Raw genomic sequence first — 13218 nt, 5'->3', positions numbered from 1 at the left:
ATGCCGCAAGTCGGATTATGCCGCATGGCCGAGTTCGGCGGCTTTACGTGAGCTTTCGGCCATGCGGCAGTTCGGCATAATCGAGCCGTCTGGAAACAACAAGGCTTGGCGGATAGCCGACCGGCATCTTCTGGAACTAACGACAGCAATACGGTCTTCCGTCAGCTTGCGGATTCGGGGCGGCAACCCAAAGAAGGAGAAAAGGACGGCGCTATCCCTCCAGCGCCTCAATCATCCCCACCCGTGTCGCATGCCGGCCGCCCTCGAAACGAGCGGTCAGGAATGCATCCACGATATCGAGCGCCAGCCCTTCGCCCACCACGCGCACGCCAATCGAAAGCATGTTGGCATCGTTGTGCTGGCGGATCATGCGGGCCGAGAATGTGTCTGCGCAGACGCCGCAACGGATTCCCTTTACCTTGTTCGCCGCCATCATGATGCCCTGGCCGGTGCCGCATAGGATGATGCCAAACCGGCAATCGCCGGAGGCGACGAGACGCGCCGCCGCTTCGCAGTGCTGAGGATAATGTGTGCTCTCCGGCGTTGTCGGTCCGATGTCGACCACTATCCAGCCTTGCGCCGTGATATGACCGGCAATAGCCTGTCGGAGTTGAGTGGCGGCGTGGTCGCTGGAGAGGGCGATGCGGTTGGTGGCTGTCATGGAGAAGTGGTCCCGTTTTCCAAAGCAATTTGCCGTCCTGACGATGCACGCTAGCGCCACACCAGTCTAGAGGTGCACGAGCAGGGCGCCGCGTTAACCGCTTGTAAAGTCGTGATGGCCAATTGTTCAGGGCTGAACCTGAACTCCGAATTCAAAAGTGACCCATGAGTCGGCCGGATTACATCCCGAGTCTCGATGGCCTGCGCGGTGTCGCTGCGCTTCTGGTCGTTGGAGCCCATATTGGCCTTATCTTTCCAATCACAGCTCCGCATCTCGTGACGATGGGCGACGAAGCTGTCGGTTTGTTTTTTGCTCTCAGCGGCTTCCTGATGGCTCATCTCTACGGCTCACGGCCGGTCACGAGAGAAAACGTGCTGGATTTTCTTGTGAGCCGCTTTGCCCGCATCTATCCGGTTTATCTGGCGGCCGTCGTTCTCGTGGCGATGCTGTCGAGCTTGCAAAATCTGGATTTTGTTCAGCCGATCGTTAGCGGCACGGATTTTGTGCGTCATATCTTTCTTCTCGGCTCGAGTGGTGTTTTCTGGTCGATACCACCCGAGATCCAATTCTATCTGCTCTTTCCCGTCCTGTGGCTTTGCTTGGCTCAGCCGCACCGCCATAGCGGCATGATTGTGGGCCTCGCCGTGGTCGTCGTCGTTGATGGCCTGGTTGAATTGCCTGGCCCGGGAATCCTGCTCGCCTCCAAGCTCCCGTACTTTCTTTTCGGGGCACTGGCCGGAATGATGCATTCCCACTGGAACAGCTGGATTCCATCTGCCCTCACAGGCATTTTAACACTTTTCCTTCTGGCGGTGTTTTTCACTTACCGGCATATCTTGCCCGGCTTTTCCCCGGAATTTTGGAGCCTGCAAAGTGCGGTGGCCGCGGCCGTCATTGTCGGGCTCGTGGCTCGACAGCCTCCCATCGCTGCCCGTGTCCTGGCAGCCGCACCAGTACGGTTTTTCGGAAAGATCAGTTTTTCACTTTATCTTTTCCATGTCCCCATCATGTTCCTGGCGCGTCTGACTTTTGATGCCTTGATGCCCGAACCGGCGCTCATCATGGTGACGCTTTTCGTTGCGGCAGTCGGGGCATGGTTCATCCACGAGACGATCGAGGTTCCAGGCCGGCGGCTGCTGGTCCAGCTATGGCAGGATAATCGCTCGCGTCTGGTTTGGCGCGAAACTCCGGTCGGCCAAATGGACCGCGCGATCCTCGACCTGCAAGAGGTCGAAAAGCGCCTGCTGAGCGGCGCAACGTCAGCCATGGCCGATCAACGACAAATCTCGACGACGGCTGAATCCTGGGATGGAGCCGACGGCGCGGTCGTTCAAGATAATCGCGACGAGAAGCTTCGCGCATAGCTCAGCTAAGTTCTTGGGCTAGTCCGATGAGAAGCCCTCCAGGCCCGCGGATGTAGCAGAGCCGATAGATGTCTTGATAGTCCACGACTTCGCCGACGAGCTGCGCGCCGCGCTTGCTGAGCCTTTCAAGCGTCTCTTTGATATCGTCAACGGTGAACATGACGCGGAGGTAGCCGAGCGCGTTGACCGGCGCGTTGCGGTGATCTGCGACGACAGGCGGCGTGAGGAAGCGGGAGAGCTCGAGCCGGCTGTGGCCATCCGGTGTGCGCATCATGGCAATCTCGACATGCTGATTGCCCAGTCCAGTGACACGCCCCGCCCATTCTCCTTCGATCGCAGCCCGCCCTTCGAGCTCGAGGCCGAGCTCGCGAAAGAAATCAATCGTCTCTTCGAGGTCATTGACCACGATTCCTACGTTGTCCATCCGTTTGAGCGGCATGTGTCCAATCTCCCAATCTACAAGGTGTCGCCTAGCATCGACGTCAGCAGGACATTGGAAGTCGGAGCAGACTGTCAAGATAAGGCAACCAGTTCTTCCTCCGCCTAGCCTTCATTGAATGCAGCAATGATTGGTAAGGCGGGCCGCTTGGTTTAGCGCACGACCCCGAAAATCGGATTCGATTTTCGGAAAGGATTATGCGCAAGCTCAAAGTGCTAGAGTGTCCTATTGGACGGGTGGCGCTCCAGTGTGCAGTCCGAATGTCGCACCGGCTCCATGCGATGTCGGTGCGCCGCACGGATTCGAAACCGGCCTCGCTTAAGCTTGCATCCTCATCTTCAGAAGGCGCCCCCATGTTTCTCTCGGTATTCGATGTCTTCAAGATTGGTGTCGGGCCGTCGAGCTCACACACGATGGGTCCGATGTCGGCCGCCAACCGGTTTCTCGAGCTGATCCTCTCGAACGAATGGCCGCGGCCGTCATCAGGCGCGCAGGTCACAGCCATCAAGGTCAGCCTGCACGGCTCGCTCGCCCATACCGGTATCGGACACGGCACGGGCAGGGCTGTCATTCTCGGGTTGATGGGCGAGGCGCCCGACAGCGTCGATCCCGACAAGATGGACGGCATCGTCGACACGGTGGAGCGCACCGGCCGCATCACGCCGGATGGGCATCCCGCCTATCAGTTCCAGCCGAAAACCGACTTGGTCTTCGACAAGAAACAGCCATTGCCCGGCCATGCAAACGGCATGGTCTTTTCCGCCTATGACAGGGACGGCCGGCTGCTCGTCAAGCGCATCTACTATTCGGTCGGCGGCGGCTTCGTCGTCACCGACACCGAGCTGGAGCAGATGCGGGCGAAGAAGAACGCGGCTGGCGGCACGCGCGTACCCTATCCCTTCTCCACCGCCAAGCAGATGCTCGAGATGGCGGAGCGCTCCGGCCTGTCGATCGCGCAGATGAAGCGGGCGAACGAAGAAAGCCAGCGCAGCCCCGAGGAGCTCGATCAGGGGCTCGACCGCATCTGGGAGGCGATGCGTTCCTGCATCGAGCGCGGCCTCAAGGTCGAGGGCATCATGCCGGGCGGTCTCAACGTCAAGCGGCGCGCGCGCAGGATTCACGACAAGCTGGAAGAGGAATGGCGCAGCAACCGCATCAACCCGTTGCTCGCCAACGACTGGCTGAGCGTCTATGCGATGGCCGTCAACGAGGAGAATGCAGCCGGCGGGCGGGTCGTCACGGCGCCGACCAACGGCGCGGCCGGCGTCATTCCGGCAACGATCCGCTACTACGAGCATTTCCACGAGGACTGGGACCAAAACGGCATCCGCGACTATCTGCTGACGGCCGCTGCCATCGGCGGGATCATCAAGCACAATGCCTCGATCTCGGGCGCTGAAGTTGGCTGTCAGGGCGAGGTCGGCTCGGCGGCGGCGATGGCTGCCGCAGGCCTTGCCGCCGTCATGGGCGGCACGCCGGAGCAGATCGAGAACGCCGCCGAAATCGCGCTCGAACATCATCTCGGCATGACCTGCGATCCGATCGCAGGCCTCGTGCAGGTTCCCTGCATCGAGCGCAACGCGCTCGGCGCCGTCAAGGCCGTCACGGCGGCCTCGCTTGCCATCAAGGGCGACGGCCAGCATTTCGTGCCGCTCGACGCCTGTATCGAGACGATGCGCCAGACCGGCCACGACATGAGCGAGAAATACAAGGAGACCTCGACCGGAGGTCTTGCGGTTAACGTCGTTGAATGCTGAGTTTGTGGACGCTTGAAGCTTGGTGCTTGACGCTCGCTGCCAAAAGGATTTCAACGGCAGCATGGCATTGCATCTCATCAAACTCTGCGTCGGCGCCGACTCGATCGACGATCTGCGCGAATGGGTGGCGGAACGCTCGCTGCGCGCCATCGCCGCCGGCCTCGAGCCGCATTCGGTGCATACGACGCGCATGGCGCCGAAACGCATGGAGGAGCTGCTTGACGGCGGTTCGCTCTACTGGGTGATCAAGGGGCAGGTGCAGGCGAGGCAGAAGCTGCTCGACATTGAGACCTTCACGGACGGCGAGGGGATTTCACGCTGCCGCCTGATGCTCGGCCCGGAGGTCATCGAGACGGCCGTGCAGCCGAAACGTCCCTTCCAGGGCTGGCGTTATTACACTGAGGACGACGTGCCGCGCGACCTGACAAGCCTTGGCGCCGGCATTGCCGAAATGCCCGCGGACCTTCGCCGCGAACTCACGGACCTTGGCCTGCTCTAATCCCCGAAATCGGAGTCGATTTCCGGAGGGGATCATGCGCGGATAGAAGGTGACAGCGTGCCCTTTCGGGCACGCGGCGCTCTGCAGTTCAGCGCAGGCGCAACTGTACCGGCGCGCTGCCGTCCGGCGAGGTCACATGCAAATGGATGCGGGCTTCGGGCTGAGAGTAACGCCAGGCACGGGCGCCATGGCACAGCAGCAGATTGATGAGATCCCGGGTCTTCGGAGACTTGGCCTTCGGCCGTTGCAGGCCGATCTCGGCAAGGCGCATAGCCGCCTCGTGCAGCGGATGCAGAGATGAGCGCCCTTTGGCCATGCGGCGGTCGGCTGGCACTCCTGGAAAATTCTCATTGATCGCCATTGTTTTCCCCGTACGCAATACTGATCGAGTTCAAGAACGGTGGCCGGAAACGCAAACACCGATTCCGGCCGTCACCAATGCCGCCGGCCATCTTGCAGGCAGCATCGAATAGCTCATTGGGCAGCCGCCCAGCACTTGATGCCGGCCTTCTTCAAGGCCTTGCAGGCGTTGACGGCATCTCGCTGATCGTCGAAGCCGCCAAATCGGGCGCGGTAAAGCTGGTCACCACCAGCGGCGTAGGCGACCGCGAAAGGCTTCGCCGAAGCCAGCGCTCTACCGCCCTTGCTCTTGGCGCTCTCCAGGAGATCCATGGCCATCTGCCGGTTCGGCGAGACGCCGACCTGCACGACCCAACCGCTGGGACCATTGCTGGTTGAAGCGGCGCCAGTCGAAGTCGGAGTGGTCGAGGCGGTGGTGACCTCATCGACCGAGGTGTCGCCCTGTTCCGGCGGCATATAGGCGGGCGCCGGCGTCGGCACGGCAACCGACGCCTGCTGCTTGAAGGTCATGGTCTTGACTTTGGTCGGCGCCGGCATCGGCTGGGCTACCAGCGGATTGTCGGATTTCGACTGAGCGGTCTCGGCATAGGCGACCTCGGTCTCGGCGACCTGATAACGCGTATCCGGCAGCGGGCCTTTGTGCGGCAGGCTGAGATCGGCGGCGGCGGCCGAAACCGGCGGCTGCGCTGCGGTGATGGTCTTTGCGACCTGCTGTTGGGCCATTTGCGGCTGAGCTTTCTGCTGGACCTTCTGCGGCTGGACCGGAGCGGGTGTCTCGATCATCGCCGGGGCAGGGGCTGCCTGGGCAATCAGCACCGACGATCCACCCCGGCTCGATGCCTTCGGCAGATAGGTGGCGATCAGATTGCGCATCTGGGCATCGCGGGCGGGCGTCGAGGCGCCGCCGAGCACGACGCCGACGATCGACTTGCCGTCGACCTGCACCGAGCTCACCAGATTGAAACCGGCAGCGCGGGTGTAACCAGTCTTGATGCCGTCGACGCCGCGCACCGAACCGACCAGGCGGTTATGGCTGCGGATCGTGCGGCTGCCGAACTTGAAGGCGCGGGTGGAGAAATAGCCGTAATATTGCGGGAAATGCTGGCGAAGGGCGATGCCGAGGCGAGCCTGGTCGCGCGCCGTCGTCATCTGCGCCGTATTCGGCAGGCCGTTGGCGTTGCGATAGGTGGTGCGCGTCATGCCAAGCGCATGCGCCTTGGCGGTCATCAGCTGGGCGAAACGATCCTCGCTGCCGCCGCCCAGCATTTCGCCGAGCGCGGTTGCGGCATCATTGGCCGACAGGGTGACGAGACCGAGAATGCCCTGCTCGACGGTGATCGTGCCGCCGGCGCGGACGCCGAGCTTGGTCGGCGCCTGGGCTGCCGCATGAGCGGAGAAGGGGACCGGCGTATCGAGGCGGATGCGGCCCTGCTCCAATGCCTCGAAGGTCATGTAGATGGTCATCATCTTGGTCAGGGAGGCGGGGTATTGCAACCGGTCGGCATTCTCGCTGTAGAGAACGTTGCCGGTCTTGGCGTCGACGACGATGCCTGCATATTTCGAATTCGCCGCTTCTGCGTCGGCATTCACTGAATCGACCAGGACGATCGTGACGGCCACCGAAAGGATCGCCAGCAGCTTTGCCAGAAAGTTGCCGGATCGGGACGATGATACGGAGGAGACTGACCTTGACACTATTCCACTCTTCTCTTGCATTTCAGATATTTGGCATTTCAGATTTTGGCAGGAACCGCACACCTCCCGCCGCACAGCTCGTCTTCTAAAATTACTGGTTGGGCGTTACCAATCCGTTTATGATGAATCGTTTATTTCGCTGTCCGGGGAGCATTTTAGGGACTTGTCGCAGAACGGTTCACAAGACGCGTTTCCACAAAGGTGCGGATAGCGGCATCAATATGTTCCCAGTCGTCGAGATGGCTGCTCGAAAAGCGGTAGAGAACGCTGAGATCCCTGCCGACCTTGATATCGCGCTGACAATCTCCGCTCGCCGCCTTGTCTGGGGCTGAAGGCAAAATGCAGCGCACGACGTAATCCGGCCCGCCCTCGACGGGCGCCGTCAGCAGTACCTCGTCGCCGTAACCCGCATCGGCGCGAAGACGATGCAGCGTCAGCCCGTTGCGGAAGGGCGCGGCCGGTCCTTCGAGCAGATGCGAATAGATCGGTTCCAGCCGCCCGGACATGTCGCGCGACATGGTGCCCTGGGTAACCTGCAGGAAGATCAGCCCGGAGGATTGGGCGACATCGTCGAATCGAAGGTGGTTTTCCTTGCCGTAGCCCTGCATCTCAGGCCAGGCGAGGTAGAGATCGACGCGTTCGGCGGCGCCTTCATGCCTTTGACTCGGAAAGCGGATGGCGTTCTCGGGGAATTTCACGGTGTCGCGGCCGATGGCCAGCATGATTTCAGCCGTGCTGTCGGTGTTGCCGGCAAGCGAGATGTGCCGGCCGAACCAACGGCCGCCGATGCTGATGGCAACTGTCAGGACCGCCAGGACAGCGATCGCCGCCATCGTGCGGAGGAGAAACCCCGTTGAAAAAAGCGGCTGCTCGTCGGGTGCGCTGTGCGCGGCATGGCTCATGGCGGTTCTTCGCGTTTCGGTCCGCCGCAGGAAGAACATGAGCCGCCGGTGCCGATGATGAATCTCATCGTCATGATCGAGCCGGCAAGGTTAACAATTCGCTAAGATGCTGGTGAGGTAAGGCTTTAAAAGAGGGCGAGCCGTTCCCGGGACGGCGGGAACGGCTCTTGGGCACCGGTCGGGGACGGGATGTGGGGACTGACCGGGCCGCAGGCAGCAGCCGGCATTGGCCGGCAGGCTGTTCTTACTTGACGCTACCGACCGCGACAGCGCGGCCGTCCTGAAGCTTCGACCAGCGGGCCGGATCGTCGGCCGACTGGCGCTTCAAATAGGTGTATTCGGTATCCGACCACAGCAGCACCTTGTTGCGCATGTTGTCGAGGATGAAGTCGCCGTGATCGGTGCGAACCGTCAGTACGGCATGGCCTTCGCCATTCGGCTGCAGCACGACGGTGATCAGCGTGTCGGACGGCGAGAAACCGTCGTCGATCAGCATCTTGCGCTTCAGCAGGGCGTAATCCTCGCAATCGCCGACGGTGCGCGGATAGGCCCAGCGCTCCTCGACACCGTAGATCTGCTCGTCCGTCATCGGCTGGATCGTCGAGTTGACGGTGTAGTTGACCTTGAGAATTTCCTTCCAGCGGTCCTCGGTGAGGATGGCCGGTCCGGCATCGCCGCCGACTTCGACACATTCCGTCGGATTCGCCTTGCAGAATTCGTAATGTCCGATCGGCGGGCTGGCATTGCCTGCCAGGGCCATGCTGGCGGGCATCGCCTGTCCCGAACCCGTCATTGCCATCAGGATGGCACCAGCCAGAAGGCCGCCTTTCAGGATATTCGCAGTTGTCATTGCCGTCTCCCCGTAAGTTGAGGTGACAATGGCACAGACGTTTTTATCTCACGGAAAATTACGTAATAGAATTAAAGGCTTAGTTGATTCAAATGCCGATAAAACTTGGCTAAAAACAAACTTGAATGCGACTAAAATTCGATGCGGATTTGTCTCGAATTCGATTAAAATTGTAATCCACGCAACAAGGCTTTCGCCCGTGAAAAGGTTGCGTTGCCGTCCTCATGTTAAGGATTTTCGTTGAGCCGGATAAATTCCAGCGACCGGCCGGTGACGGGCGGTCGACCGTCGACGCCGCCGGAATCGACCGATCCGACCGGTTCAAAAGCGGAATATCGCTCGGATTGCCGATCCTGGCGGAGAAATTATTTTTGCTAGATATCGCGAAATCGATCGGTGGCGGCGACGATCGCCGCGCTCATATCGGGATTTGCGGTGGAATGGGCAGCATGCGGAAGGATGCTGAGTTCGCTTTGCGGCCAGGCGCGGGCGAGTTCCCAGGCAGTGACAAGCGGCGCCTCGATGTCGAACCTTCCCTGCAGCAGGATGCCGGGAATGCCGGTGAGCCGCGTGGCATTCTTCAAAAGTTGGGCGTCCTCCAGCCAGGCGCCGTTGCTGAAGTAGTGGGTGATGATGCGGGCGCGCGTCAGCAAATAGGCGGGGTCGGCCCAGCGGCGCGGCAGGCCTTGGGGATCGGCGAGCAGAATCGAGGCCGCCTCCCAATTATGCCAGTCGCGCGCCGCCTTGAGGCGCGTCTCCGGGTCCGGATCGTTGAGGAGACGATGATAGGCGGCAACCATGTCCTCATCTCGTCCCTGCGTGCCTGGGGGAGCCGCCTGGCGGAAACGGTGCCATTCTTCCGGAAAAAGCGGCGCCATGCCGCGGTTGAGCCAGTCGATTTCCGAGCGCCGGGTGGTGGTCACGCCTGACAGGACGATCGCCGCGACGCGGTCCTGATGGGTTTCGGCATAGGCGAGCGCCAGCGTCGAACCCCAGGAATTGCCGAAAAGAAGCCAGGTGTCAATGCCGAGACAGGCCCGCAGCCGTTCGATATCGGCGACGAGATGCCAGGTGGTGTTGAGGGAGAGATCGGTTTGCGGATCGGCAGCGCTCGGCAGGCTGCGGCCGCAATTGCGCTGATCGAAGAGAATGATTCGGTAGGCATCGGGATCGAAATAGCGCCGCGCCGTGGTCGAACAGCCGGAGCCAGGGCCGCCATGCAGCACCAGCGCCGGGCGGCCCGCCGGATTGCCGCAGGCCTCCCAATAGATCAGGTTGCCGTCGCCCGTATCGAGCAGGCCGTGATCATAGGGTTCGATTTCGGGATAAAGAGCGGACATCGGTGCGCCTGCGGTCGAAGTGGACCTTATCCATCATATTGCTGACCAAGGGAAGACGGGCAAGCGCGGGGCACTCCCGGACGCAAAATCACTGCACAATTTTGGGCGACCTCATTGGGTGCAGATCGGTGTCGCAGCTTGTTCCACTCATAATACTATCTAGCGACTGGGTGGAACGACTTGCGACAGGATTTCGCGCCTGCTTTCCAAAGCCAGATTCGTTGCCGCTTGCAAATCTCTTGCCGTGACGTGCAGGCTTTTCAACACGACCTGACCGGGTGTGCACCGGATCTGGCAATCGCGTTCGGTGGAGTCCGTCGAAAATTGCGCCCCGCCGCGGAATCCCCGGCAAGGCAGCGCCATTTTCCGCGGCTTTTAAAGGAATTCGCGCAGCGTCTCGCGGGACTGGATCGACAGGAATTCGATTGCCACACCTTCGACGAAGTGGCGCACGACGCGACCGCGCATGTTGCCGAGGCGCACCGCCGTTCCGATCGAAGGGCGCATCTCGACGTCGACGGCAGCGCCGGACAGCGAAAGGTCCATGATGCGGCAGGAATAACGCGTGCCGTCCTCGAGCGTCAGCTCGGTCTTCGTGTCGCGTGGCGTCAGACGGTCGTGGCGGCGATCTTCCGGCAGGCCGAGTTCGTGCTTGTTGGCAAGCCAGGTGAGCTGGGCTGCGAGCTTCTCGCGTTTCCGGTCGGTAGCGTTGATCGACATAGTGAAGCCACGGCCATCGATCGTCTGGACATAACCTTCGACGCGGCCGAGATGGTCGATATAGGCGACGACGCGTTCGTTGGCGCGCGGCCGGCCGGGGCAGGTGACGTACATGTCGCCAGGCGACATGTCGATCACCATGCATTCGAATTCCTCGTAGTTCGCAAGCATCAGCCGGCCCTGCATGTTGATGGGCACGCGCTGAAAAACGCCCTGTTCAGGGCGCGGCGCAGGTCGTTGCGTCTGAGCTGGCTGGAACGAGTGCATCAAAGAGCTTCTTCATCAAAATCGCAGAGACCGATCTTTACCCGCAATCCATTAACAGAAGGTTGTTTCGCCCCGTCCCGACATAGCGGAAAACGAGTATATCAAATGTCCTAAAATGGGACCCTCAGCGCGCCTCCACGCTCAGCAGCTGCGACACCATGCGGCGCATGACCTGGCCGAAATGGATACTTTTGCCAGCGACGATCTTGTTGATGGGGCGCAGTTCGGCCGGTGCTGCCTTGGCGAACTTTCCGGGCAGCAAGCGGCTGCGGTCGAGCGCCAGGAATTCGAGCGGTACGATCTCCAGCCAGCTCGCGGCCGCTGCCGGCGCGATCGCGCCGAGCAGCCGGTCGCAGGCGCCGTCCGGCGAACGCAGCGGCATCATGATAATCTCGAAGGAGGCTTGATGACCGACGGTGCTGTAGCCGGTGGCGTTGAACAGGGCCGGCATGGCATGGTCCATGACGCCCATCGCAGTGCGTTCGATGTCCGTGTGCTGACCATTTGCCCAGAGAGACGAAAAACGTTCGCTGCGCAGATCACGCCCGAAGAGATCGCAGATGCGGGTGCCGGCGAGCCGGAAACCGATGTCTCCGCCGTCGCGCCTCTCAAGAATGAACAGATTCTGGAGCAGGTGGGGGACGGCGGAGGGTTCGACCTGTGATTTCAGCGGCGCATCGGCAGCGCCGCGGATACGGTTCCAGTAGTCAAAAATTTCGATGGTCGTTTGCACACGCATTTCACACCAACCTGTCCCATTCCGGAGCATTTTCGGGCAGTCATTGCCCGTACAGACTCTACCTTGCGGATTTCATGCCAAATCACGGCGGTTAAGGTTAAGAGATGGTTTCGGTTGAGATGCAGTGCCTGTCGTGACACTGTCCCGCATCGCTTCGACTTTCGAAGTTCAGCACAACCTGCCCGGGCCCAAGGTCTTTCCTGGAGCTCCCGTCCGCCGCCCGGCACTTCGGGCGGCTTTTTTTTTGACAGGCGCTCCTGTATGGCTGTGGCCTCAACGAGGCGAAACACAGATGAATGAGCAGACGGCCGAGCCGCATAAGGCGCCCGAACCTCCCGAGGTCCAGCCGCCGGCACGGCTACCGCGCGAACCGGTCTTCAACCTTCCACCGGCACTGCTCTTCAGTCTTTGCCTGCTGGCCGTGATTTATGCGGTGCAGGAACTCGTGCTGTCCGACGATGCGCTGAACTGGCTGTTCTTCACCTTCGGCTTCGTTCCCGCCCGTTATGTGATTCCGCTGTCGCAGCAGGGACCGGAGCTGTTCTGGACGCCGGTCACCTATTCGCTGCTGCACGGCAGCGTCCAGCATATCCTCTTCAACGCCTTCTGGCTGATGGCCTTCGGCGCGCCGGTCGTGCGCCGCATCGGGACGCTACGCTTCGCGCTCTTCTGGATTTTTTCCGCCATTGCATCAGCCGCCCTGCACGCGGTCCTGAACTGGGGGGACGTGTCGCTGCTGATCGGGGCATCGGGCGTCATCTCCGGGCTGATGGGCGCCGCCTGCCGATTCGCCTTTCCGGCCGAGCGGCGGCCGATGGCGCCGGCGCATCTCAATGCCCGGCTTTCTATCGTCGAGGCGCTGAAGAGCCGCACCGTCATCATCTTCATGCTGCTCTGGCTGGTCGGCAATGCATTAATTGCAGTCGGCATCCCGCTCGTCGGCGACAGCGACCAGCCGATTGCCTGGGACGCACATATCGGCGGCTTCGTCTTCGGCTTCTTGCTGTTTTCGCTGTTCGATCGGGCGCCGCGCCCGCCTGTGATGGAACCTGCCGGAACGGAGAAGGATGTGTTGCAATCCTGAGCCGGGCAGTGCACGATCTACCTATCCGCGATGGGGGGAGAAACCGCCGCGGATGCCTGTGACAAGTGTTTCACGGACATAGGAGGTTCGAATGACCAGTTCAGTCAAAGCAATCCTCGACCTGAAGGGCAGGGACGTCGTCACCGCCGGGCCGAACACCACCGTCGCCGAGGCGGCCGCCATCCTCAGCAAGAAGAAGATCGGCGCCATCGTCGTCGTCGGCATGGAGAATCGGATTTCGGGGATGTTCACCGAGCGCGACCTCGTGCATGCGATCGCCAAACACGGCAAGGACGGCTTGGACCAGGCGCTGGCCCAGGTCATGACCGCGAAGGTCTACCGCTGCCATGAGGAGACGACCGTCAACGAGCTGATGGAGCTGATGACCAGCCGCCGTTTCCGTCACGTGCCGGTGGAAAGCAATGGCAAGCTTGCAGGCATCATTTCGATCGGCGACGTGGTGAAATCGCGCATTGCCGAAGTCGAGCGTGAGGCCGAGGAAATCAAGGCCTATATCGCCGGCTGAGGTTTTCGCCGGCCA

At 61.2% G+C, this 13218-nt stretch carries 14 protein-coding genes; 5 read left to right on the top strand and 9 right to left on the bottom strand.

Annotation, left to right across the window (positions count from 1 at the left end; translation table 11 throughout):
* Positions 1-211: 211 nt before the first annotated feature.
* Positions 212-661, bottom strand: a complete 450-nt coding sequence (gene rpiB / locus J3P73_RS12920; protein ID WP_207579644.1) for a ribose 5-phosphate isomerase B — start codon at positions 659-661, stop codon at positions 212-214.
* Between the two features lie 164 nt (positions 662-825).
* Here rpiB and J3P73_RS12915 point away from each other — a divergent pair, with 164 nt between their 5' ends.
* Positions 826-2025 (top strand): acyltransferase family protein, encoded by a 1200-nt coding sequence (locus J3P73_RS12915; protein ID WP_024322678.1) that lies wholly within the window; start codon positions 826-828, stop codon positions 2023-2025.
* A gap of 1 nt (position 2026) precedes the next feature.
* Here J3P73_RS12915 and J3P73_RS12910 read toward each other — a convergent pair whose 3' ends face one another.
* Entirely contained in the window at positions 2027-2464 is a 438-nt protein-coding gene (locus J3P73_RS12910; protein WP_018072190.1) for a VOC family protein, read from the bottom strand.
* A gap of 353 nt (positions 2465-2817) precedes the next feature.
* Here J3P73_RS12910 and J3P73_RS12905 point away from each other — a divergent pair, with 353 nt between their 5' ends.
* Both J3P73_RS12905 and J3P73_RS12900 read left to right on the top strand, forming a co-directional pair.
* Entirely contained in the window at positions 2818-4221 is a 1404-nt protein-coding gene (locus J3P73_RS12905) for an L-serine ammonia-lyase (protein ID WP_020397548.1), read from the top strand.
* A 61-nt stretch (positions 4222-4282) separates the two neighbouring features.
* Complete coding sequence (locus tag J3P73_RS12900) at positions 4283-4720, top strand: DUF1489 family protein (protein WP_003559632.1); 438 nt, start codon at positions 4283-4285, stop codon at positions 4718-4720.
* A gap of 88 nt (positions 4721-4808) precedes the next feature.
* On the opposite strand, the gene J3P73_RS12895 is transcribed toward J3P73_RS12900, so the two are convergent.
* From J3P73_RS12895 to J3P73_RS12865, 7 genes are all read right to left on the bottom strand, one after another.
* The gene (locus tag J3P73_RS12895; protein ID WP_018072187.1) at positions 4809-5081 is read right to left on the bottom strand and encodes a hypothetical protein; all 273 of its coding nucleotides are present in this window, start codon (positions 5079-5081) and stop codon (positions 4809-4811) included.
* A 113-nt stretch (positions 5082-5194) separates the two neighbouring features.
* Entirely contained in the window at positions 5195-6796 is a 1602-nt protein-coding gene (locus J3P73_RS12890) for a D-alanyl-D-alanine carboxypeptidase (RefSeq protein ID WP_024322677.1), read from the bottom strand.
* Positions 6797-6930: 134 nt separating this feature from the next.
* The gene (locus J3P73_RS12885) at positions 6931-7716 is read right to left on the bottom strand and encodes a hypothetical protein (RefSeq protein WP_130691822.1); all 786 of its coding nucleotides are present in this window, start codon (positions 7714-7716) and stop codon (positions 6931-6933) included.
* A 205-nt stretch (positions 7717-7921) separates the two neighbouring features.
* Positions 7922-8527 carry a transglutaminase-like cysteine peptidase gene (locus J3P73_RS12880; RefSeq protein ID WP_130771531.1) on the bottom strand — a complete coding sequence of 202 codons (606 nt, stop codon included), beginning with the start codon at positions 8525-8527 and terminating at the stop codon, positions 7922-7924.
* 374 nt (positions 8528-8901) lie between these two features.
* Complete coding sequence (gene pip / locus J3P73_RS12875) at positions 8902-9867, bottom strand: prolyl aminopeptidase (RefSeq protein WP_130771530.1); 966 nt, start codon at positions 9865-9867, stop codon at positions 8902-8904.
* Between the two features lie 375 nt (positions 9868-10242).
* The gene (locus tag J3P73_RS12870; protein ID WP_018072182.1) at positions 10243-10854 is read right to left on the bottom strand and encodes a PilZ domain-containing protein; all 612 of its coding nucleotides are present in this window, start codon (positions 10852-10854) and stop codon (positions 10243-10245) included.
* Between the two features lie 124 nt (positions 10855-10978).
* On the bottom strand, positions 10979-11623 hold the full coding sequence (locus J3P73_RS12865) for a PAS domain-containing protein (protein ID WP_080654777.1): 645 nt from the start codon (positions 11621-11623) through the stop codon (positions 10979-10981).
* Between the two features lie 262 nt (positions 11624-11885).
* On the opposite strand from J3P73_RS12865, the gene J3P73_RS12860 reads away from it, so the two are divergent.
* Together J3P73_RS12860 and J3P73_RS12855 are read left to right on the top strand one after the other, a co-directional pair.
* The gene (locus J3P73_RS12860) at positions 11886-12677 is read left to right on the top strand and encodes a rhomboid family intramembrane serine protease (protein WP_018072180.1); all 792 of its coding nucleotides are present in this window, start codon (positions 11886-11888) and stop codon (positions 12675-12677) included.
* Positions 12678-12768: 91 nt separating this feature from the next.
* Positions 12769-13203: a CBS domain-containing protein gene (locus tag J3P73_RS12855; RefSeq protein WP_018072179.1), complete on the top strand. Its 435-nt coding sequence runs from the start codon at positions 12769-12771 to the stop codon at positions 13201-13203.
* Positions 13204-13218 lie beyond the last annotated feature (15 nt).

Origin of the sequence: Rhizobium ruizarguesonis, from assembly GCF_017357285.1 — a bacterium.
GTDB classification, from domain to species: Bacteria; Pseudomonadota; Alphaproteobacteria; order Rhizobiales; family Rhizobiaceae; genus Rhizobium; species Rhizobium ruizarguesonis.
The sequence above is the reverse complement of the archived record's forward strand: the minus strand, read 5'-3'. Positions and strand labels throughout refer to the sequence as shown.